The 20,808-nt window shown below is 47.9% G+C and carries 22 protein-coding genes; 19 read left to right on the forward strand and 3 right to left on the reverse strand.

Translation table 11 applies throughout. The annotated features are described in order from the left end of the window. Positions 1-4: 4 nt before the first annotated feature. Positions 5-940, forward strand: coding sequence for a DMT family transporter (locus tag HMPREF2952_RS05385; RefSeq protein WP_070504412.1), 936 nt, complete (start codon positions 5-7; stop codon positions 938-940). 95 nt (positions 941-1,035) lie between these two features. Here the strand turns inward: HMPREF2952_RS05385 and HMPREF2952_RS05390 are convergent, their stop codons facing one another. Next, positions 1,036-2,517 (reverse strand): aldehyde dehydrogenase family protein, encoded by a 1,482-nt coding sequence (locus tag HMPREF2952_RS05390; protein ID WP_049335482.1) that lies wholly within the window; start codon positions 2,515-2,517, stop codon positions 1,036-1,038. A 340-nt stretch (positions 2,518-2,857) separates the two neighbouring features. On the opposite strand from HMPREF2952_RS05390, the gene adhP reads away from it, so the two are divergent. Next, positions 2,858-3,901 carry an alcohol dehydrogenase AdhP gene (adhP, locus tag HMPREF2952_RS05395; RefSeq protein ID WP_079453675.1) on the forward strand — a complete coding sequence of 348 codons (1,044 nt, stop codon included), beginning with the start codon at positions 2,858-2,860 and terminating at the stop codon, positions 3,899-3,901. 68 nt (positions 3,902-3,969) lie between these two features. Here adhP and HMPREF2952_RS05400 read toward each other — a convergent pair whose 3' ends face one another. After that, positions 3,970-4,893 (reverse strand): RluA family pseudouridine synthase, encoded by a 924-nt coding sequence (locus HMPREF2952_RS05400; protein WP_049335484.1) that lies wholly within the window; start codon positions 4,891-4,893, stop codon positions 3,970-3,972. Positions 4,894-5,102: 209 nt separating this feature from the next. Here HMPREF2952_RS05400 and HMPREF2952_RS05405 point away from each other — a divergent pair, with 209 nt between their 5' ends. Then, entirely contained in the window at positions 5,103-5,405 is a 303-nt protein-coding gene (locus HMPREF2952_RS05405; RefSeq protein ID WP_070695348.1) for a hypothetical protein, read from the forward strand. Between the two features lie 55 nt (positions 5,406-5,460). On the opposite strand, the gene HMPREF2952_RS05410 is transcribed toward HMPREF2952_RS05405, so the two are convergent. After that, the gene (locus HMPREF2952_RS05410) at positions 5,461-5,976 is read right to left on the reverse strand and encodes a hypothetical protein (protein ID WP_004519431.1); all 516 of its coding nucleotides are present in this window, start codon (positions 5,974-5,976) and stop codon (positions 5,461-5,463) included. A 248-nt stretch (positions 5,977-6,224) separates the two neighbouring features. Between HMPREF2952_RS05410 and hisS the strand changes: the two genes are divergently transcribed. From hisS to gshB, 16 genes are all read left to right on the forward strand, one after another. Next, a complete protein-coding gene (gene hisS, locus HMPREF2952_RS05415; RefSeq protein WP_070695349.1) occupies positions 6,225-7,520 on the forward strand; it encodes a histidine--tRNA ligase in 1,296 nt (431 codons plus the stop codon). Next, entirely contained in the window at positions 7,521-8,150 is a 630-nt protein-coding gene (locus HMPREF2952_RS05420) for a YfgM family protein (protein WP_070695350.1), read from the forward strand. 141 nt (positions 8,151-8,291) lie between these two features. Continuing rightward, a complete protein-coding gene (gene der / locus HMPREF2952_RS05425; RefSeq protein WP_049331367.1) occupies positions 8,292-9,749 on the forward strand; it encodes a ribosome biogenesis GTPase Der in 1,458 nt (485 codons plus the stop codon). A 298-nt stretch (positions 9,750-10,047) separates the two neighbouring features. After that, positions 10,048-10,344 (forward strand): RNA chaperone Hfq, encoded by a 297-nt coding sequence (gene hfq / locus HMPREF2952_RS05430; protein WP_036493792.1) that lies wholly within the window; start codon positions 10,048-10,050, stop codon positions 10,342-10,344. 78 nt (positions 10,345-10,422) lie between these two features. Further along, complete coding sequence (locus HMPREF2952_RS05435; protein WP_070695351.1) at positions 10,423-10,992, forward strand: tRNA 5-(aminomethyl)-2-thiouridylate-methyltransferase MnmM; 570 nt, start codon at positions 10,423-10,425, stop codon at positions 10,990-10,992. A 55-nt stretch (positions 10,993-11,047) separates the two neighbouring features. Beyond that, a complete protein-coding gene (locus tag HMPREF2952_RS05440) occupies positions 11,048-11,422 on the forward strand; it encodes a SirB2 family protein (RefSeq protein ID WP_070695352.1) in 375 nt (124 codons plus the stop codon). Positions 11,423-11,437: 15 nt separating this feature from the next. Beyond that, positions 11,438-11,926 (forward strand): 2-amino-4-hydroxy-6-hydroxymethyldihydropteridine diphosphokinase, encoded by a 489-nt coding sequence (folK, locus tag HMPREF2952_RS05445; RefSeq protein WP_070695353.1) that lies wholly within the window; start codon positions 11,438-11,440, stop codon positions 11,924-11,926. A 97-nt stretch (positions 11,927-12,023) separates the two neighbouring features. After that, entirely contained in the window at positions 12,024-12,659 is a 636-nt protein-coding gene (locus HMPREF2952_RS05450; protein ID WP_070695354.1) for a deoxynucleoside kinase, read from the forward strand. Between the two features lie 36 nt (positions 12,660-12,695). Further along, positions 12,696-13,139 carry a peroxiredoxin gene (locus HMPREF2952_RS05455; protein ID WP_003683206.1) on the forward strand — a complete coding sequence of 148 codons (444 nt, stop codon included), beginning with the start codon at positions 12,696-12,698 and terminating at the stop codon, positions 13,137-13,139. Positions 13,140-13,221: 82 nt separating this feature from the next. Next, positions 13,222-14,094, forward strand: coding sequence for a site-specific tyrosine recombinase XerD (gene xerD, locus HMPREF2952_RS05460; protein WP_210398394.1), 873 nt, complete (start codon positions 13,222-13,224; stop codon positions 14,092-14,094). A gap of 227 nt (positions 14,095-14,321) precedes the next feature. After that, complete coding sequence (locus tag HMPREF2952_RS05465; RefSeq protein WP_003681978.1) at positions 14,322-14,522, forward strand: (2Fe-2S)-binding protein; 201 nt, start codon at positions 14,322-14,324, stop codon at positions 14,520-14,522. 149 nt (positions 14,523-14,671) lie between these two features. Next, a complete protein-coding gene (locus HMPREF2952_RS05470) occupies positions 14,672-14,905 on the forward strand; it encodes a glutaredoxin family protein (protein ID WP_070461515.1) in 234 nt (77 codons plus the stop codon). Positions 14,906-14,974: 69 nt separating this feature from the next. Continuing rightward, the gene (locus HMPREF2952_RS05475; RefSeq protein ID WP_004519443.1) at positions 14,975-15,583 is read left to right on the forward strand and encodes an SMC-Scp complex subunit ScpB; all 609 of its coding nucleotides are present in this window, start codon (positions 14,975-14,977) and stop codon (positions 15,581-15,583) included. A 250-nt stretch (positions 15,584-15,833) separates the two neighbouring features. Continuing rightward, entirely contained in the window at positions 15,834-17,849 is a 2,016-nt protein-coding gene (locus tag HMPREF2952_RS05480; protein WP_039861995.1) for a BCCT family transporter, read from the forward strand. A gap of 199 nt (positions 17,850-18,048) precedes the next feature. Further along, a complete protein-coding gene (gene recN / locus HMPREF2952_RS05485; protein WP_070695356.1) occupies positions 18,049-19,710 on the forward strand; it encodes a DNA repair protein RecN in 1,662 nt (553 codons plus the stop codon). A gap of 115 nt (positions 19,711-19,825) precedes the next feature. Continuing rightward, positions 19,826-20,782 carry a glutathione synthase gene (gene gshB, locus HMPREF2952_RS05490; protein ID WP_039862001.1) on the forward strand — a complete coding sequence of 319 codons (957 nt, stop codon included), beginning with the start codon at positions 19,826-19,828 and terminating at the stop codon, positions 20,780-20,782. The last annotated feature ends 26 nt before the right edge of the window (positions 20,783-20,808 follow it).

Below are 20,808 nucleotides of genomic sequence, written 5' to 3' on the forward strand. Positions count from 1 at the left end.
AAAAATGAAGAAACAAAAACCTTGGCTCGGCTTTTCATTGGCGTTGCTTGCCACCATGACTTGGGGTTCGCTGCCGGTCATCGCCCAACAGGCATTAAAAGCCGTCGATGCGCCCACGCTGGTGTGGATACGTTTTTTAGTGGCTTCGCTGGTGTTGTTTGTGCTGTTGGGGCTGACCGGCAAGCTGCCGAGGCCGTCGGAATTTTCCAAGCAAACCTTATTTTTATTGATGCTGGGCATTATCGGTATTTCCGCCAACTTTGTGCTTGTTGCCATGGGCTTGCACTATATTTCTCCGACAACCACGCAGGTGTTGTGGCAGCTTTCTCCCTTTACCATGATTTTGGTCGGCGTAGGCGTGTTTAAAGAAGCCTTTACGCATTGGCAAAAAATCGGCTTGATGCTTTTGCTGACGGGTTTGGTCATGTTTTTCAACGACAAATTCGGCGAACTTTTCAGCTTGGGCAGCTATGCGGTCGGCGTAATGATGGCGGCTTCGGGCAGTATGATCTGGGTGTGCTACGGCGTGGCGCAAAAACTTCTGTCCAAACATTTCAATTCGCAACAAATCCTGCTCATGATCTATTTTTGCAGCAGCTTTGTTTTCCTGCCGTTTGCCGAACCGTCGCAAATCGCCCATATCGGCAATCCGTTTTTATGGGGTTGCTTTATCTATTGCTGCCTGAACACGCTGATCGGCTACGGTTCATTCGGCGAAGCGCTCAACCATTGGGACGCTTCAAAAGTCAGTATCGTCACCACGCTGATTCCCGTATTCACCATGATATTTTCCACCATCGGCCATCATCTCGCCCCCGATTATTTTGCCGCTTCAGATATGAATATCGTCAGCTATGTGGGTGCCATGGTAGTTGTGACCGGAGCCTTGCTGGCGGTGGCCGGAGAGAAAGTAATGGGGCTTTTTTTGAGAAAGATATGAAGCATTTATTGCAAAACAGAATAAAACAAGGCCGTCTGAAACAGGTTTCAGACGGCCTTTATATTTTCTAAATCAGATTAATGTGGAACGGCGGATTAATAGAAGCCTTCGCGTTCTTCACGGGTGCTGATGTAGATGTTTTTCACTTGGGTGTAGGCGGCGAGCATCATTTTGTGGGTTTCTCGGCCGATACCTGAAGTTTTGTAGCCGCCAAACGGCGCGCCGGCAGGCAGGCGGTTGTAACAGTTCACCCAAACGCGGCCGGTTTCCAATGCATTGGAAACACGCAGGCAGCGGTTGATGTCGGTACTCCACACTGCGCCGCCCAAGCCGTATTCGCTGTCGTTGGCCATTTTGATGACTTCTTCTTCGGTTTTGAATTTAATCACGGTGGCAACCGGGCCGAAGATTTCTTCTTGGGCAACACGGGCTTCGTTGCTGCTGGCTTCAATCAAAGTAGGCTCGACAAATTCGCCTTTGCCCAATGCGCCTTCGATTTTTTTACCGCCGGTAATGATGCGGCAGCCTTCCTGTTCGCCGATTTTGACGTATTTCAAAATGGTCTCGAGTTGACCGGCGTTGACTTGCGAACCCATTTGGGTGTCGTCTTCCCAAGGCAGGCCGACTTTGATTTTTTTGAATTCTTCAGCCAAAGCATTGACGAATTTGTCGTAAATGCCTTCTTGTACAAAAATGCGCGAACCGGCGCAGCAGACTTGGCCTTGGTTGAACAAAATACCTTTTTGCGCGCCTTCGAGGGCTTTGTCGAAAGGCATATCGTCGAAGAAGATGTTGGCAGATTTGCCGCCCAATTCCAAAGTGGACGGAATCAGCAATTCGGCAGCGGCGATGCCGACGCGGCGGCCGACTTCGGTTGAACCGGTAAAGGCCAGTTTGTTGAAGCCTTTGTGGTGCAGCATGTATTCGCCGGATTTGGAACCGCGGCCGGTAATCACGTTCAACACGCCTTTAGGCAGCAAGTGGTTGATTTTTTGAGCGAGGGACAATAGGCTCAATGAAGTGCTGGAAGAAGGGTGGATGACGATGGTACAACCTGCGGCCAATGCCGGAGCGATTTTCCATGCGGCCATCAAGAATGGGAAGTTCCAAGGAATGATTTGGCCGACAACGCCGATCGGTTCGCGCAGAACGATGGATAAGTCTTCGGCGTCAAGTTGGGTCGCAGTGCCTTCTTCGCCGCGGATCACGCTGGCGAAATAGCGGAAATGGTCGGAAGCCAATGGTACGTCGGCGGCGCGGGTTTCGCGGATCGGTTTGCCGTTGTCCAAGGTTTCTTGCAGGGCGAACAATTCTGCGTTTTCGTCAATCACGTCGGCGATTTTGTTCAAAATGGCCGCGCGTTCGGCAGTCGTGGTTTTGCGCCATGTTTTGAACGCTTCTTGGGCAGCGGCCACGGCAGCATCGACATCGGCGTCGGTTGCGTCTGTGAACTTGGCCAATTCATCGCCATTGGCAGGGTTGTAAGAGGATAAAAGTTTGCCTTCGCTACCTTTCGTCCATTCGCCGTTGATTAAAAGACCATATTCTTTATCAAACACATTTAAATCTTTTGCCATAATACTGTCTCCTTAATGAATGGGAAGGCGTATTTCTGCGCCATAAAAACAGCTTATGCTTTTTTCTTTTTAAGTTCAAGTACTAAAAATGATAATGTTCTCAAAATTTACATTTGTAATGTTATTTCATGTAGCAGGCCGTCTGAAAAATAAAGGATTTGATTGAAATGAAAGTGCATTTGTTAATATATTTAAAGATTCAGATGGTTTGAATAGGATTTGTTATGGTATAACATCATAACTCGTTGTTTTGAAAAAGATTATGGGTTGACGGTTTCGAACATGGGGAGTATTCTCATTTATAGCTAAACAGTTTTTCAACACCCTAGGAGACTCTCTCATGAAAATGCATGCTGTGGTAGTAAATAAAGATGTAGCAGGTGATGTAGAAGTTGTTGAACGCGAACTGCGTCCGCTGGAATACGGCGAGGCGTTGGTAGAAGTCGAGTATTGCGGCGTGTGCCACACCGACTTGCACGTTGCAGCAGGCGATTACGGCGACAAACCGGGTCGCGTGTTGGGACACGAAGGCATCGGTTTGGTTAAAGAAGTTGCTGACGGTGTGAAAAATCTGAAAGTCGGCGATCGTGTCAGCATCGCATGGCTGTTCCAAAGCTGCGGTTCTTGCGAATACTGTAATACCGGCCGCGAAACCTTGTGCCGCTCCGTATTGAACGCAGGTTATACTGCTGACGGCGGTATGGCGACCCACTGTATCGTGAGTGCCGATTATGCGGTCAAAGTTCCTGAAGGCTTGGATCCTGCGCAAGCTTCGAGCATTACTTGTGCCGGTGTGACCACTTATAAAGCGATTAAAGTTTCCGGCGTTCGTCCGGGTCAATGGATTGCGATTTACGGCGCAGGCGGTTTGGGCAACTTGGCGGTTCAATACGCGAAAAAAGTGTTTGGCGCGCACGTTGTTGCCGTTGACGTCAACGATGAAAAACTGGCTTTTGCCAAAGAAACCGGCGCTGATTTGGTGATCAATGCCGCCAAAGAAGATGCGGCTCAAGTCATCCAAGAGAAAACCGGCGGTGCACACGCAGCCGTGGTAACAGCCGTATCCGCTGCTGCCTTTAATTCAGGCGTTAACTGCGTCCGCGCCGGCGGCCGTGTCGTTGCAGTTGGCTTGCCACCTGAGTCTATGGACTTGTCTATCCCACGTTTGGTATTGGACGGCATCGAAGTGGTCGGCTCTCTGGTCGGTACCCGTAAAGATTTGGAAGAAGCATTCCAATTCGGCGCAGAAGGTTTGGTTGTGCCTAAAGTCGAATTGCGTGCTTTGGATGAAGCACCTGCCATCTTCCAAGAAATGCGCGAAGGTAAAATTACCGGCCGTATGGTGATTGATATGAATAAAGAGTGCAGCTGCATTCATCACTAATCAAATGATTTTGTGACAAAAAGGCCGTCTGAAACTTTTCAGACGGCCTTTTTTATTAGGCTGGATAACTACAGCGCAAAATCGCTTTCAAATACGCGGATTTCTCCGCTGACAGGATCGGTGAACTCTATTCTTTTGGCCAAAAGTTTTAAAGGTTTGTCGTAGTCTTCATCACCGGCCGCCAATGGGGTAGGGTAAAGCGCATCGTTCATCAGCGGCATGTTCAAACTCATCATATGCACGCGCAGCTGGTGTTTCTTTCCGGTGTGCGGCGTGAGGCGGTAGAGGCTGAATGCGCCGCGGTTTTCGATAAGCTCGATGGTTGTGTGGGCGTTGGGTTCGCCTTCCGTTTCCCGCGTGAGAAAGAATTTTTCGCCGCGTTCCATTCGGGACGAAATATCCAGCGGATAGTCCAAATCCGTCCTCGTCGGCGCCACCGCTTCATAGGTTTTTCGGACGTTTTTTTCTTGGAACATGGTCTGATAGTCGCGACGCGTGGCAGGGTTGAGCGAAAGCAGCATAACGCCAGCCGTATCTTTATCCAAGCGATGAATCGGCGTAATGTCTTCAACATTCAAATACTGCAATTCAGGCCGCAGACGTAGGCGCGTGAGCAAGGTTTCTCGCAAAAACCTGCCGCTGGGGATGACGGGCAGAAAATGCGGTTTGTCCACCACAATCAAATGCTCGTCAATATGCAAAATCTTTTCTTCAAACGGAATACGCGGCTCGCTCTCACGGCTGGTTTCACGGTAATAAAACATCGTCTTGCCGGGCTCAAACAAAGTATTTTCATCAAACGGTACGCCATCCGCACCCACCACAAAACCGCTGTTCAGCCGCCGTCGCCAGTTTTCTTCGCCGACAAAGGGAAAATGAGCGCATAAAAAATGCAGCAGAGGCAAGCCGTAAAATTGCTTTTTATGTGGCAAAACTAAGTAGCTGGGTTTGACACCGTCTAAAAGGGGTAGGGGACTAGTACGTTTTTTCATGCGGCGGATTGTACTCGTTTTTTAGGATTTTTTCAGACGGCCTTGTTTATATGGAAAATAAACTTCTAATAACGGATATGTAGTGATGCCGGTTTTGTGCTTAAATAGATTCTTCAACCGACCAAAGAAACTGGTTTTGTTTGAACTTGCTTTTGTGGCATAAATTAAAGAAATGATAAAGAAGCAATATTTGAGAAAAGGAGAATATTATGCAGAGAAAAATCGGCATAATCATCATGTTATCCGCGTTTTCCGTATCCGCTATGGCGGGAGGGGAAGTTCGGCTTGGCAAGAGTAAGGCATACGATAATGAGTATGAACTTGTGGCAGAGCATGAAGTCAATGAAGAAGGTTCACAATTAAATCAAGATGAGTATGTCGCACATCCAATACGCAACGATAGCGGCGTCATGCAGTCAGGGAAAGTGGCTTCAGGCAGACAAGCTGTTTCCCAATACGGAAAACCTAATTTGCCGCCTGTCCGCTTAAATCCGCATCCTTCACGACCTTGATTTCAAAATCAAAGGGCTGCTCCATTTGTTTGGGCAGCCCTTTTGTTTTGTCGGCTCACTCACATTTTTGTTTGCGCAAAACAAGTTTGTAATCGGTTTTGATGCCGGTTTGATCGCCAATCATCTTAAAATCATCTATCAAACAACGGTTTTCTGTACATTTCAACGTGAAATCTGCACCGACCCTATGGCCGTCAAATTGTTTAAATGTTGCCCGGACGGTATGGGGAGAAGTGACTTTGACTTGCAAGGTTTTATGGAAGTTATCAGGATGATCTTGACCAAAGCCTAAGTAGTAATGTATCGGCATGTCACATCCCATCTCCATATCGGGTTGCTTACGGATATTTGTGTCGAATTTATTGAATTGTCGGATGATTTTTTGTAGTTCAGGCGTAGTAACACGATTATGTTCAGAGCCTAAATCCACTTTAGACAGATAAACCTTTTTGACTAAATCTATTTTCGTTTGATTGTTTGTGGCGTTATTTGCAGCCGTCGCTTGTGAGGGGAAGATAGTAGTTAACAAGCCGATAACAAAAAGAGAGTGCAGTGTTTTTATGATGTGCATATGGACGGGATGAAAAGAATCCAAGTATAACGGCATTGAATCTATATTGAATATGTCTCTAAGAAATTTAAGTTGAAAAGCAGGGGAAGTGTTGGAATCATTGAATATGATTCTGTAATCTGCTTTACAGGCCGTCTGAATGCGAAAACCAATTTTCAGACGGCCTTTTGATTTGTTTCCAACCTCACAAACCCTTAAAAATCAGCTATAATGCCCAACTATTTGATTTTCGCTTATCCCATATTGAAATGGCACAAAAAATTCAATCTGTAAAAGGTATGAACGACCTTTTACCTGTCGAACAAAAAGATTTCAAACTGACGGCTGCGTTTTGGCAGGCGTTTGAAGATACGGTCGGCCGTTGGACACGCGCTTACGGCTATCAGCAAATCCGTACGCCGATTGTCGAGCAAACCGGTTTGTTTGTCCGCTCCATCGGCGAGGAAACCGATGTGGTCGGCAAGGAAATGTACACCTTCTCCGATTCAAACGATTCTTTGAGTTTGAGCTTGCGTCCTGAAGGTACGGCTTCTTGTTTGCGTGCTGTGGTCGAACACAACCTTCTCTACAACAGCCCGCAAAAGCTGTGGTATATGGGGCCGATGTTCCGCCGCGAGCGTCCACAAAAAGGGCGTTATCGTCAGTTCCATCAGGTCGGTATCGAGGCTTTGGGTTTTGAAGGGCCGGATATTGATGCGGAAATCATCGCGATGTCTGCCGACTTGTGGGAAAAATTGGGTATTCGCGAATACCTGACTTTGGAAATCAACAGCTTGGGCAACCGTGAGGAACGCGCGGCACACCGTGCGGCATTGGTCGAATATCTGACCCGCTATGAAGCGCAACTGGATGAAGACAGCAAACGCCGTCTGAAAACCAATCCTTTGCGCGTTTTGGATACGAAAAACCCTGATTTGCAGGAAATCTGCAACGCGGCGCCGCGTTTGGTGGATTACTTGGGCGAGGCTTCGCAAAACCACTATGCACGCTTAAAGGCGATGTTGGACGGTTTGGGTATTCAATATGTTGAAAATCCGCGCTTGGTACGCGGTTTGGATTACTACAATCAGACGGTTTTTGAGTGGACGACCGACAAACTCGGCGCGCAGGCGACTGTGTGCGGTGGCGGCCGTTACGATGGTTTGATTGAAGAGCTTGGCGGCAAACCTGCGCCGTCTATCGGCTTTGCGATGGGTATTGAGCGCCTGCTGCTTTTGGTGAGCGAATACGGCTCGCTGGAAGTGAACGCTGCGCCTGATGTCTATGCAATGCACCAAGGCGAAGATGCGGACTTGCAGGTGATGAAATACGCGCAAGCCTTGCGCGCCCAAGGTTTCAATGTGATGCAGCATTCCGGCTATCAGAGCCTGAAAGCGCAAATGAAAAAAGCAGACAACAGTGGCGCACGCTTTGCCCTGATTGTGGCTCAGGATGAGCTGGCAAACGGTACGGTTACCCTGAAAGATATGCAGGGCAAACACGAACAACAAACCGTTGCCGCCGCTGATTTGACAGACACTTTACAACAATGGAAGAACGCATAAATGGCAGCCCATTTGGAAGAACAACAAGAGTTAGACAACTTTAAATATTTTTGGAAAAAAACCGGCCGTTGGATCTTTGCCTTGCTGATCGTGGCGGCTTTGGGGTATTTGGGTTACACCATTTACCAAGGCCAAAAAGCTTCAAAAGATCAGGAAGCCGCCGCGGTATTGGCGCAAATGGTGGAAAAGGCGCAGCAAAAAACCGACCCTAAAGCCATCAACGCTGATTTGGCCGAATTGCAAAAAAACTATCCTGATTCTATTTCGACAGCCCAAGCCACTTTGATGGTGGCGGCAACCGAGTTTGATGCCGGCCGTTATGATGTGGCGGAAGGTCATTTGAATTGGGTGCTGAAAAACCAAAACGCACCGCTGGTTCAAGCTTTGGCAGCTCAGCGTTTGGGCGTTGTCCTCTTGCAGCAGAAAAAGTACGATGCCGCCATCAATGCCCTGAATACTCAGGTTGAGGCTGATTTCGAGCCTTTGATGCTGGAAACCAAAGGCGATGTTTACGTTGCCCAAAATAAAACTAAAGAAGCCGTACAAAGTTACGAAGCTGCTTTGAGCAAAATGCCGCAAACCGCAGTAGGCCGCGAATTGCTGCAAATGAAAATCGACAGCTTGAAATAAGTTTGTTTGAAATCAAGGCCGTCTGAAGTTGCAATGACTTTTCAGACGGCCTACACTTATCCTTATCAACCGTGTTTTTAAAACACCTGCTTGTGTTCCGCTCCCGTTTTTAGGCGGCACTTGACACAGAAAGACTCAATCATGAAACCAACCATCGCGCTTGTCGGCCGCCCCAATGTCGGCAAATCTACTTTATTCAACCGTTTGACGCGTACCAAAGATGCGCTCGTGCATGACCTGCCCGGCCTGACGCGTGACCGACATTATGGTCATGGCAAAGTCGGCAGCAAACCTTATTTGGTCATCGATACCGGCGGTTTTGAGCCGGTTGTGGACAGCGGCATTTTGCACGAAATGGCAAAACAAACCTTGCAGGCTGTCGATGAAGCCGATGCAGTGGTGTTTTTGGTGGACGGCCGCACCGGTTTGACGCCGCAAGATAAAATTATTGCCGACCGTTTGCGCCAAAGCCCGCGTCCTGTTTATTTGGCCGTGAATAAAGGCGAGGGCGGCAATAGGGCTGTACTTGCAGCCGAGTTCTACGAACTTGCTTTGGGCGACCCTTATGTTATTTCAGGTGCGCACGGCGATGGCGTGTATTATCTGATTGAAGATATTTTGGAAACCTTCCCTGAGCCTGAAAAGGAAGAGGAAGAAGCGAAACATCCTGTTTTTGCTGTAATCGGCCGTCCAAATGTCGGTAAATCGACCTTGGTAAATGCTATTCTCGGCGAGGAACGCGTGATTGCTTTCGATATGGCAGGTACGACGCGCGACAGTATTCATATCGATTTTGAACGTGAAGGCAAGCCGTTTACCATCATCGATACCGCAGGTGTGCGCCGTCGCGGCAAAGTGGATGAAGCGGTGGAAAAGTTCTCCGTTATCAAAGCCATGCAGGCGGTTGAAGCGGCAAACGTTGCAGTTTTGGTATTGGATGCGCAACAAGATATCGCCGACCAAGATGCGACGATTGCAGGTTTTGCTTTGGAAGCAGGCCGTGCTTTGGTGGTGGCGGTTAATAAATGGGACGGCATTAGCGAAGAGCGTCGCGAGCAAGTGAAACGCGATATCAACCGCAAACTGTATTTCCTTGATTTTGCTAAGTTCCACTTTATTTCCGCGCTGAAAGAACGCGGTATAGACGGTTTGTTTGAAAGCATTCAGGCTGCCTACAATGCGGCGATGATTAAGATGCCGACGCCGAAAATCACGCGCGTATTGCAAAGCGCGATCGAGCGTCAACAGCCGCCACGTGCTGGCTTGGTGCGTCCGAAAATGCGTTATGCCCACCAAGGAGGCATGAATCCTCCGGTGATTGTGGTTCACGGCAATTCGCTGCACGCGATTTCAGACAGCTACACACGCTATCTGACACAAACGTTCCGTAAAGCCTTCAATCTGCAAGGTACGCCGCTCAGAATTCAATACAATGTTTCGGAAAACCCGTATGAAAATGCGGAAGACAAACCGAAGAAAAAACCGCTGCGCCGTGTCAGCCTGAGCAACCGTATTGAGAAACGCGAAGGCCGCAAGGAAGAGAAAAACCGCTTCAAGAAGAAAACCAAAGTCAGTGTGAAAAAACAATTCAGCAAATAAGCATAAAGGCTGTCTGAATAATTTCAGACGGCCTTTTTATAATGAAAAACAGCTCATTAGAGCTTCATGGCATATTTTCGATAGGGTTTGCCGAATTTAGAAAAAACATCTAATTTGGATTTGGGATTGTTGTGAATATGGAAATGAAACAGTCGGTTTGACGGGAAGTTCCCTTATTACTGGATTTCTAAACGGTGTGATAGAAAAAAATAGTTGGTAATTTATCCTATTCGGGGCTACAATCCCATCAAACGCCGATTTTGGCGTCTTTACAATCATAATAATGGAGCTCAAGAATATGACAGCTAAAGGACAAATGTTACAAGATCCTTTTTTGAATGCGTTGCGTAAAGAGCACGTTCCGGTTTCGATCTACTTGGTAAACGGCATCAAGCTGCAAGGTCAAGTGGAATCATTCGACCAGTACGTTGTTCTGCTGCGTAATACTTCCGTCACTCAAATGGTTTACAAACACGCTATCTCAACAATCGTTCCTGCACGCGCAGTCAGCCTGCAACACGAAAACAAACAACCTCAAGCCGCTGCCGCAGCTGCTCCGGTTCAAGTTGAGACTGTGCAACAACCTGCCGAATAAATGATGTAACGCATTCCTGTTTTTCAATACCTTACCGCTTTTGCGGTAGGGTATTTTTATTTTCAGACGACCTTTATCATGCTGCTTGAGAACATTCTTCCCTTTGCCCACTCCCTGTTACAGCAAGCCTTAAAAGCAGGCGGCCGCGCTTTGGATGCGACGGCCGGAAACGGGCATGATACTTTGCTGTTGGCGCAGTCGGTTGGAGAGACTGGTAGGGTGTGGGCGTTTGATGTGCAATCCAAAGCACTGGAGCAGACTCAAGGCCGTCTGAAAGAAAACGGCGTAGATGGTCGGGTAGCCCTGATACATGACGGCCATGAAAACCTTTCGTCTTATATCGACGAGCCTTTAGATGCCGCAGTATTTAATTTCGGTTGGCTGCCGCGTGGCGATAAAAATTGTACAACTGAGGCGGCAAGCAGTATCCGTGCGCTGACGGATACTTTGGGTTTGCTGAAAGAGGGCGGGCTTGCCGTAGCGGTATTGTATCCGGGGCATGAAGCCGGCCGAATAGAGGCTGAAGCGATTGTGCAATGGGCGGAAACTTTGCCGCAGGAAGCCTTTGCCGTGTTACGCTATGGCTTTGTCAACCGCCGTAATGCGCCTCCCTATCTGCTGGCGATTGAAAAGTTGCGTCAGAAATAGATGTTTGCGGTAAAATAGCTGCTTTGTTTTTCAACCCTTAACATAAGAAACTGCCATGCAATATCTGTTTGTAAAATACAGCCATCAGATTTTCGTTGCCATTACCATCCTGTTGTTCAACATCCGTTTTTTCCTGCTCTGGCGTCATCCTGAGAAACCGTTGTCAGGCATTTGGAAAGCCATGCCGCATTTGAACGACACCATGTTGCTGTTTACCGGCTTGTGGCTGATGAAGATTACCCATTTTTCGCCGTTCAATGCACCGTGGCTCGGCATGAAAATCCTGCTGTTGCTGGTTTATATTGTGTTGGGCATGATTATGATGCGTTCGCGTCCGCGTTCGCCGAAGTTCTATATCGTCTACGTTTTGGCCATGTCGTGTGTTGCCACGATTGTTTTCCTTGCCAAAACCAAAACGCTGCCGTTTTAAAAGAGGCCGTCTGAAATGTATCCGCATTTTGCCGTTATCGCTTTGGGCAGCAATCTTGCCAATCCTGCCAAACAGGTTCGCGCCGCTTTGGCCGAATTGGCCGCGCATCCGCATATCCGGCTCGAAAAGGCTTCTTCCTTGTATTTGACTGCGCCGGTCGGCTATGACGATCAGCCCGATTTTGTGAACGCCGTTTGTACCGTGAAAACTTCATTGGACGGCGTGGCGCTGTTGGCAGAGTTAAACCGCATCGAGGCCGAATTTGGGCGCGAACGTACCTTCCGTAATGCGCCGCGCACTTTGGATTTGGACATTATCGATTTTGACGGTATCCGCAGTGATGACCCGCATCTGACCTTGCCGCATCCGCGCGCGCATGAGCGCAGTTTCGTTATGTTGCCGTTGGCTGAAATTCTTTCGAATTTCGAGTTGGGCGAGCATGGCCGTGCGGCTGATTTGGCTCAGGCTTTGGGCGGGCAGGGTATTCGCATGTTGAAAGAATAAGGGCCGTCTGAAAAACGGACTAAAACAAGAAAGGGCGTGTTGGACACGCCTTTTTTGCTATAAAATATTGTTGGGAAACACATTACAAAGAGTTACTATGAATCCTCGTTATATTGTTGTCGAAGGTGCCATCGGTAGCGGTAAGACTGCTTTGAGCCGCCGCTTGGCAGAGCATTTCAGTGCGTTGCTGTTGTCGGAGAATCCGGATCACAATCCGTTTCTCATGAAGTTTTACAGCAATGTTTCCAATAATGGCTTGGCTGCCGAACTTTTCTTCCTGATGCGCCGCGCTGAAAGCGTGAATATTATTGAAGACCAATGCGCGCAAGGCGGAATGGTTGTGGCTGATTTTTTGCCGGAAAAAGACCGTATTTTTACGCCTATCGTTTTGAATGATGACGAGCAGCAGCTTTTTGCCGATATGAAGCAACGTATTTTGCCGCAATACGCGGAACCCGATGTGGTGATTTATCTGCAAACCGCCGTCGAAAACAACCGCAAACGTCTGCAAAAACGTCACGAAGGCATCATCAGCTTGTTCCCCGAAGGCTATTTGGGACGGGTGCATGACGAATACAGCCGTTTCTTCCATTTGTATCAAAGCGCGCCTTTGCTGACCGTCAATGCCGATGAGTTGGATCTGGCCGGCAATGACGACCACTTCCAGCTTTTGTTGCGCGCATTGGAAGATTTTCAAGGTACGCGCAGTTATTTGAATTTAAGCGAAAAATAAACGCAGGCTAGGTTTAGGCCGTCTGAAAGGAATAATATGTCAAAATATCAATTCACACTCCCATCTTCTTCCGGCAGCGATTTTAACTCCGCCGAACATTTGCCGTTGGTTGTCTATTTTTATCCTAAAGACAGCACGCCCGGCTGTACCACCGAAGGCTTGGATTTTAATGCCCGATTGGAGCAATTCAAAGCATTGGGCTATACCGTTGTCGGCATTTCGCGTGACGGCGTCAAATCGCATCAAAATTTCTGCGCCAAACAAGGCTTCCAGTTTGAATTGTTGAGCGACAAAGAAGAAACTGTTTGCAAACTGTTTGATGTGATCAAGCTGAAAAAGCTTTACGGCAAAGAATCCCTTGGCATTGAGCGCAGCACGTTTGTGCTGGACGAAAACGGCGAAATCGCCCATGAATGGCGCAAAGTCAAAGTGGCCGGACACGCGCAGGAAGTTTTGGATACAATTTCTCAAGCCTCTTAAATAGGGCTTTGAAAACCTAAGGCCGTCTGAACGGATGTAAAGTCATGCCGTTCAGACGGCCTTTCAATACAGTTTGATGAATATGGACGATTTAATAGACAAGCTGCTTGAATCCCTTTGGCTGCAAGACAGGCTCAGCCACAATACGCTGCAAAGTTACCGCCGTGATTTGGTCAAAGTCGCCGCGCGGTTGGCCGAGGGCGGGCAGGATTGGTTGAGTGCCGATGAATTTGCCCTGTCTGATGCTGTGTATGCAGAGGGGGAAAAAAGTACGTCCCAAGCACGGGCATTGTCGGCTTGCAAGCGTATGTACGGCTGGTTGGAGGAAACGGGACAAAGAGTAGACAATCCCACCCGTTTTCTCAAGGCACCGAAATCGGAACGCAAACTGCCCACGCTGATTACCGAAGCCCAAATCGACGCGCTGCTGGCTGCGCCGGATGTGGAAACGCCGCACGGACTGCGCGACAAAGCCTTGCTCGAAGTCATGTATGCCACAGGTTTGCGCGTGACCGAAGCCGTCAAATTGACGCTCAGCGATATCGATTTACATCGCGGCAGTATCCGCACTATAGGCAAGGGCGACAAATTGCGTTTGGTTCCGCTGGGGCAGGAAGCGGCGTATTGGGTGGAACGCTATTGCAACGAATCGCGCCCGTTGTTGCTAAAAAACAAAATTTGCGACGAAGTGTTTGTCAGCCAGAAACGCAGCGGCATCAGTCGTCAGCTTGCATGGATGATAGTCAAAGAATATGCCGAAGCGGCCGGTATTGCTTCGCTCAGCCCGCACGGCTTGCGCCATGCTTTTGCCACGCATTTGGTCAATCACGGCGTCGATTTGCGTTCGGTCCAGATGATGTTGGGACATTCCGATATCAATACTACGCAGATTTATACCCATGTGGCTAGTATCCGTTTGAAAAACATGGTCGATGAACACCATTCCCGTTCATAAATAAAGGCGGCATCTCGAAGATGCCGCTTTTTGTTATTGAGGCCGTCTGAACGGTTATAAAGTTTATTATTTATAAAATAACAATCAAAATACAAATTTACATAGAAAAATTTCAAAACAAAAGGACAGTGCCAATATTGCAATGCAAACCGTTTTTATTTATATTTACGTTCAAGAATAAATCCTACTCTCAATTACAGAGGGTGACACAATTATTGGAGCACATCATGTTTGTCTGCATCTGCAACGCCATTACTGACCACGACATCAAAGAGACCATCGCCGCCGGTGCAACCACCATGAGCGATTTGCAGGCTCAATTGGGCGTGGCGACTTGTTGCGGTTGCTGCGGCGAATTGGCTGCATCGTTTTTGACTGCAAGCAGTGCCCAAAATACCGTGACTGCCGGTATCAACGTTCAGTCTTAATTTTAGAATACACACAAAGGCCGTCTGAAGGCGTGACAGAAATCCTTGATTTCGTTTCGCGCCTGTTCAGACGGCCTTTCTCATGCCTGTATGGTTTGGCGGCATTTTGCTATACAATGGCCGCTTTTGTCCCTCCGAGAGTAACCGCGATGAAACTGACCTTGATGTTTCGGGAATATTGCAGCCTGTGCCACAAAATGCGCGAACAATTAAAGCCTTATCAGGAGCAGTTTGGATTTGAGCTGGATATTGTTGATGTCGATGCCGATCCGGTTTTAGAAGAAAAGTACAATGAGCTGGTACCTGTCTTGCTGGATGGCGATACCGAAATTTGCCATTGGTTTTTGGACGAAGAAAAACTGAAAGCGCATTTGAGCGCGTAACAAACCGCTGACCATATTATCTTTCAGACGGCCTTCGGCTGTTTATGCCGTCTGAACATTGATTTTATTATGACTGAAAAACTTTCTCCCGATGCGCTGATTGAAGCGGCGCTGTTGACGCAAGTCGAACCCTTAAACGAAAAAGCCATGCGCGAATTGTGCGTGCCGCCGTTGTCGCAAGATAAGCTGATTGATGTGTTGGCGCAATTGAAAGCCCGTTGGCAGGGCAGGGCTTTGCAACTGGTGCATACCCATGAGGGCTGGCGTTTCCAAATCGCCCAAGCCGCCTTTGAACGACTGGGCAGCCTGCAAGAGCAGCGCGCGCCGCGTTATTCCCGCGCCGTGATGGAAACGCTGGCGATTATTGCCTATCAGCAACCGGTAACGCGTGGCGATATTGAAGGCATACGCGGCGTGGCAGTGTCGCAAAATGTCATGCAAACCTTGCAGGATAGGGGCTGGATTGAAGTCATCGGCCACCGTGATTCTGTCGGCCGTCCGGCTTTGTGGGCGACAACGGCAACTTTTTTAAGCGATTTGCGTTTGGAAAGTTTGGAAGAATTGCCGCCGCTGACTGAATTGGGTGAGCTGGTGTTGCCTGATTTGATGGAAACGCCGCCGACAGGCGATGAGGAGGCTGAAGAAGCAGTTGAATCAGGAAGCAGACTGATTAACTGATTTGAATGTAAAGGCCGTCTGAAACAATCGTGTTTCAGACGGCCTTTATTATTGTATAACATCATGATTTTAAATATAATTTTCATCTATTTTAATAACTTATTGATTTTGTGATATAATTTAAGAATTATTAGAATAAATATCTCTCATTCTGTAATAGTTTGAGAAGGCATACGGAAACGTTTCTTTCTTTATCAATCGGCAGCCCGTTTGTTCTTCAAATATGCGCTGTATCAACTACGGAACCGATATGAAATTCAAACAATTTATTCAAAACAAATCTTCTTTCAATCCAAGCGTGGTCGGTATTACGCTTTTCTTCGTCCTTTTGCTTTTGTCAGCTGCTTTGGTTTGGCCTCAAAATACTGAGGCTTTGTTAAATGCAATGAAGCAGTTTATCTTTCAAAATGTCAGTTGGTTTTACATTCTGACTTTCTCTGTATTCCTTATTTTCTTATTGGCGCTTCCCATCAGCAGCTTCGGCAGTATCAGGCTGGGTACAAACGAGGACGAACCTGAGTTTTCGTTTTTATCATGGTTGGCCATGCTGTTTGCGGCCGGCATGGGCGTGGGCTTGATGTTTTTTGGTGTGGCCGAGCCTTTATCGCATTTTTCTTCCCCGATTGCCAAAGGCAATGCGCAAGAGGCGATTCTGCATACGGTATTCCACTGGGGGATTCATGCCTGGGCAATCTACGGAATCATTGCGCTTGCCTTGGCGTATTTCGGTTTCCGCTATAAATTGCCGCTGGCGTTGCGTTCCTGCTTTTATCCGATTTTAAAAGACAAAATCAACGGCAAAATGGGCGATGCCATCGATGTGATGGCTTTGATTGCGACTTTGTTCGGTATTATCACAACCTTGGGATTTGGCGCGGCACAAATGGGTTCCGGTTTGCTGAAGATGGGCTGGGTGCAGGACAACAGCTATGTCTTGCAGGTCGGCATTATCGTTGTTGTGATGGCGATTGCCATATTTTCCGCAACTTCGGGCGTGGGCAAAGGCGTCAAAATTTTGAGTGAAACCAACTTGGTATTGGCACTGTCATTGCTGTTGTTTGTCTTGTTGAGTATGCCGACGACGTATTTGATTTTCGCATTCAGCGACAATTTGGGCACTTATTTGAGTAACTTCGTTTCGTTCAGCTTTAAGTCATATACCTACGAGCCTGAGCATACAAAATGGTTTACCGGCTGGACGGTGTTGTATTGGGCTTGGTGGTGTTCGTGGTCGCCTTTTGTCGGTTTGTTCATTGCCCGAATTTCGCGAGGCAGAACCATCCGCGAATTTATTTTTGGTGTATTGGCAGTGCCTAGCCTGATGAGTATTTTGTGGTTTACCGTATTTGGCAATTCAGCCTTGTGGCTGGACACGCATGTGGCAAACGGCGCCTTGTCTGCCTTGACCAACGAGCCTGAAAAATTGTTGTTTGCCTTTTTGAATTATTTGCCGTGGCCGGTTGTCAGCAGCTTGGTAGCATTGCTGGTGATTTCGCTGTTTTTTATCACTTCTGCCGACTCGGGCATTTATGTGCTGAACAATATTGCTTCGCGCGATAAAGGGCTGGCTTCGCCTAAGTGGCAATCGGTTATGTGGGGCGTGTTGATTTCTGCTGTGGCCATTGTGTTACTGGGTGCCGGCGGTTTGCCCATCTTGCAAACCATGACCCTGATTGCGTCTCTGCCGTTTGCGGTGTTGATGATTTTTATGATGGTTTCTTTGTGGAAAGCTCTGAACAACGATGCCAACTATTTTGCAACCGCCGTCAATCCGAGCAGTATTTTCTGGTCGGGCGATCATTGGAGGGAACGCCTTGGTCAAATGATGAATCAGACGCAGGAAGTCGATATCATCAAATTTATGAAAAATACGGCGCTTCCGGCAATGCAGGAATTGAAAAACGAATTGACCGAAAAATACAATATGGACGTAGAAATCCGTTGCCTGTTGCAACAGGATGAGCCGTCGGTGGAGCTGGTGGTGCATAAAGGGACGGTAAGGGATTTTGTCTATGGGATTAAATCCGTAAAGCGGGAAATTACCGACCAGTTGATTCGTGAAGACAGCCTGCCTCATTTCAAATATGCAGCAACGTTTATACCGTTGACGTATTTTTCGGATGGGCGCGATGGATACGATGTGCAATATATGACGCAAAAAGAATTGATTGCCGATATGCTCAAACAGTATGAGCGTTATCTGAACCTGCTTGCCGGAGTAGGGCAGGAATTGATGGGGCATGAACAAGTAGAACTGGCAGAGTAAAATAAATTTAGGCCGTCTGAACATGTAGCAATATTCAGACGGCCTTTTTATTGCCCGCTTAAAAAATAATTTGTTTAAAATAAATATCTTAGATAAATCATAAGAAAAATCTGATTTAAACTATAAAAAACCTTAGTTATAATCAACTTATCTAAAGCTATTCCGCATGAGTGCGGGTGATTTACTAAGGAATACTGCAATGCTGTTGGCACTTTCTTTGCGTGATTTTGTCATTGTTGAAAACCTGAATCTTGATTTTCAAAACGGCTTTACCGTATTGACGGGCGAGACCGGCGCAGGCAAATCGATTACTCTGGATGCGATTGGCCTGTTGTTGGGCGATAAAGCCGATTACAGCCAAGTGCGCAGCGGCGCCAAAGAAGCGCAGTTGTCGGCTTTGTTCGACATCAGTGGTTTGCCTGAATTGAAAGCGCAGCTACAGGAGCAAGGTCTTTTGGAAGAAGATGCTGAAGAGCTCAGCATCCGCCGTATTATCGATGCTAAGGGTAAAAGCCGCAGTTATATCAATAATCAGGCAGCAACATTGGCGCAACTGAAAGCCATCGGCGAGCAGTTAATCGATATTCACGGACAAAATGCCCATCATTCGTTGAATCAAGAGTCTGCGCAACGCGAGTTGTTGGACGCATTTGCCGGCAGCAAAGAGCAGGCTGAAACGGTCAAACAGCTTTATCAAAATTGGGTCAATGCGAAAAAGGCACTGCAAGAAGCACAAGAGCAGGCAGAAACCATGGCTATCGAACGCGAGCGTTTGGAATGGCAGTTTAATGAATTGAACCAATTGGAGCTTAAACCCAACGAATGGGAAACCTTAAGCCAAAGCCACGACAGTCTAGCGCATTCGGCCGAGTTGCTGCAAACCGCCGAGCAGGTGGGCGACAGCATAGACGGAGATAACGGCATCCAACGTCAAATCTACCAATGTCAAAAACTGTTGGGCAATCTGCAAAACATTGAGCCGCGCTTTGCCGAGAGCCTGAATATGTTGGCAAGTATTGAAGCAGAATTGGGTGAAATCAGTGCTAATATGCGCGATGTGGCCGGTCGCAGCGATATCGATCCTAATGAATTGGCCGCACAAGAAAGTCGCATGGGCGAATTGATGAGCATGGCGCGCAAATACCGTATTGAGCCGGAAGAGTTGCCGCAAAAGTTGGCAGAAATCGATGAGCGCCTGCAAAACCTGCACGCGGCTGCCGATTTGGAAGCCTTGGAAAATACAGTCGCACGCAATCTTGCCGAATACCACGAAGCCGCACATATCCTCTCCGCCATGCGCCATCAGGCAGCCAGCCGTTTGGGCGAAGAAACAACCGAGCATATGCAACATTTGGCCATGAAAGGCGCACGTTTTGACATCGTCTTGTTGCCGTCTTCACCGACTGCACATGGTCTAGAGCAGGTGCAATTCCAAGTGGCGGCAAATAAAGGCAATCCGTCCCGTCCTTTGAATAAAGTGGCTTCCGGCGGTGAATTGGCGCGTATCAGCTTGGCTTTGCAAGTGGTTGCCAGCCAATACACGCAAGTGCCGACATTGATTTTTGACGAAGTGGATACCGGTATTGGTGGCGGCGTTGCTGAAATGGTCGGTAAAGCTTTGCGTGCCTTAGGTAAAAAACATCAAGTCTTAGCGGTAACCCATCTTCCTCAAGTCGCCTCTTGCGGTGAAAACCATTGGCAGGTCCGCAAGCATAGCGAAGGGGAGCAAACCGTCAGCGAAATCAGTGTTTTGAACCATCATCAGCGCATTGAGGAAATCGCGCGTATGCTGGGTGGCGAAATCATTACCGATACCACACGCAGCCATGCTGCCGAACTCTTGCATTTGGCAGCCGCCTAAAAGCCTCAAGGCCGTCTGAAAATAGGATTCAGACGGCCTTTTCTATATTTTGCCACCCTTTCAGGCGGGCCGAATACAAGGTATGATTATATCGTCTGTTTACAAGGAAATTTTGATGAAAGTCCTGTTTATCGCCGATCCGATGGCAAGTTTTAAAACCTATAAAGACACTACTTACGCCATGATGCGTGAAATGGCAAAGCGCGGTTGGCAGCTTTTTCATACCTTGAGCGGAGAATTGTCCGTCCGTGAAGGCTTGGTAGTGGCTCAGGTGGCGGCATTTGAGTTTGTCGGCGCGAAAAACGATGACGATCACGAATGGTTTAAATCAGAGGCAAAAGTTCAGACGGCCTTGAAAGATTTCGATGCGGTCATTATGCGCACTGATCCGCCGTTTGATATGCAATATCTGTACGCGACCCAGTTTTTGACGTTGGCACAGCAGCAGGGTACAAAAGTATTTAACAGCGGGCAGGCAATGCGCGATTTCAATGAAAAATTGGCTATTTTGAACTTCAGCCAGTTTACCGCGCCGACTTTGGTTACCACACGTTCCGCCGATGTCCGTGCCTTTTTGAAAGAACACGGCGACATCATTATCAAACCTTTGGACGGTATGGGCGGTATGGGCATTTTCCGCCTAACCGAATCCGACCCCAATATCGGCAGTATTTTGGAAACCCTGATGCAGCTTGATTCACGTACCATCATGGCGCAACGTTATATTCCTGAAATCGTACATGGCGACAAGCGCATTCTGATTATTGGTGGAGAGGTTGTTCCGTATGCTTTGGCGCGTATTCCGCAAAACGGAGAAACGCGCGGCAACTTGGCTGCCGGCGGCCGCGGCGTGGCACAGGAATTGAGCGAGCGCGACCGTGAGATCGCAGAAACCCTTGCGCCTGAATTGAAGCGTCGCGGTATTTTGCTTGCCGGTTTGGATGTCATCGGCAACAACCTGACCGAAGTCAATGTAACCAGCCCGACCGGCTTCCAAGAAATCATGAAGCAAAAAGATTTCAACGTTGCCGCTATGTTTGCAGATGCCGTAGCATCTTGGGCAAAACAATAAACCCAAAGGCCGTCTGAAAATTGACC

It is taken from the genome of Neisseria sp. HMSC068C12 (assembly GCF_001814095.1).
In the GTDB taxonomy this organism is placed as follows: domain Bacteria; phylum Pseudomonadota; class Gammaproteobacteria; order Burkholderiales; family Neisseriaceae; genus Neisseria; species Neisseria perflava.

Bases quoted from the DNA above. Each gene is read 5' to 3' on its own strand.
- der (WP_049331367.1), top strand. From the start codon at position 8,292: ATGAAACCAACCATCGCGCTTGTCGGCCGCCCCAATGTCGGCAAATCT.
- HMPREF2952_RS05410 (WP_004519431.1), bottom strand. From the start codon at position 5,976: ATGCACATCATAAAAACACTGCACTCTCTTTTTGTTATCGGCTTGTTA.
- hisS (WP_070695349.1), top strand. From the start codon at position 6,225: ATGGCACAAAAAATTCAATCTGTAAAAGGTATGAACGACCTTTTACCT.
- HMPREF2952_RS05420 (WP_070695350.1), top strand. From the start codon at position 7,521: ATGGCAGCCCATTTGGAAGAACAACAAGAGTTAGACAACTTTAAATAT.
- HMPREF2952_RS05455 (WP_003683206.1), top strand. From the start codon at position 12,696: ATGTCAAAATATCAATTCACACTCCCATCTTCTTCCGGCAGCGATTTT.
- gshB (WP_039862001.1), top strand. From the start codon at position 19,826: ATGAAAGTCCTGTTTATCGCCGATCCGATGGCAAGTTTTAAAACCTAT.
- HMPREF2952_RS05480 (WP_039861995.1), top strand. From the start codon at position 15,834: ATGAAATTCAAACAATTTATTCAAAACAAATCTTCTTTCAATCCAAGC.
- HMPREF2952_RS05470 (WP_070461515.1), top strand. From the start codon at position 14,672: ATGAAACTGACCTTGATGTTTCGGGAATATTGCAGCCTGTGCCACAAA.
- xerD (WP_210398394.1), top strand. From the start codon at position 13,222: ATGGACGATTTAATAGACAAGCTGCTTGAATCCCTTTGGCTGCAAGAC.
- HMPREF2952_RS05405 (WP_070695348.1), top strand. From the start codon at position 5,103: ATGCAGAGAAAAATCGGCATAATCATCATGTTATCCGCGTTTTCCGTA.
- HMPREF2952_RS05475 (WP_004519443.1), top strand. From the start codon at position 14,975: ATGACTGAAAAACTTTCTCCCGATGCGCTGATTGAAGCGGCGCTGTTG.
- folK (WP_070695353.1), top strand. From the start codon at position 11,438: ATGTATCCGCATTTTGCCGTTATCGCTTTGGGCAGCAATCTTGCCAAT.
- HMPREF2952_RS05400 (WP_049335484.1), bottom strand. From the start codon at position 4,893: ATGAAAAAACGTACTAGTCCCCTACCCCTTTTAGACGGTGTCAAACCC.
- HMPREF2952_RS05390 (WP_049335482.1), bottom strand. From the start codon at position 2,517: ATGGCAAAAGATTTAAATGTGTTTGATAAAGAATATGGTCTTTTAATC.
- HMPREF2952_RS05435 (WP_070695351.1), top strand. From the start codon at position 10,423: ATGCTGCTTGAGAACATTCTTCCCTTTGCCCACTCCCTGTTACAGCAA.
- HMPREF2952_RS05465 (WP_003681978.1), top strand. From the start codon at position 14,322: ATGTTTGTCTGCATCTGCAACGCCATTACTGACCACGACATCAAAGAG.
- adhP (WP_079453675.1), top strand. From the start codon at position 2,858: ATGAAAATGCATGCTGTGGTAGTAAATAAAGATGTAGCAGGTGATGTA.
- HMPREF2952_RS05385 (WP_070504412.1), top strand. From the start codon at position 5: ATGAAGAAACAAAAACCTTGGCTCGGCTTTTCATTGGCGTTGCTTGCC.
- HMPREF2952_RS05440 (WP_070695352.1), top strand. From the start codon at position 11,048: ATGCAATATCTGTTTGTAAAATACAGCCATCAGATTTTCGTTGCCATT.
- recN (WP_070695356.1), top strand. From the start codon at position 18,049: ATGCTGTTGGCACTTTCTTTGCGTGATTTTGTCATTGTTGAAAACCTG.
- HMPREF2952_RS05450 (WP_070695354.1), top strand. From the start codon at position 12,024: ATGAATCCTCGTTATATTGTTGTCGAAGGTGCCATCGGTAGCGGTAAG.
- hfq (WP_036493792.1), top strand. From the start codon at position 10,048: ATGACAGCTAAAGGACAAATGTTACAAGATCCTTTTTTGAATGCGTTG.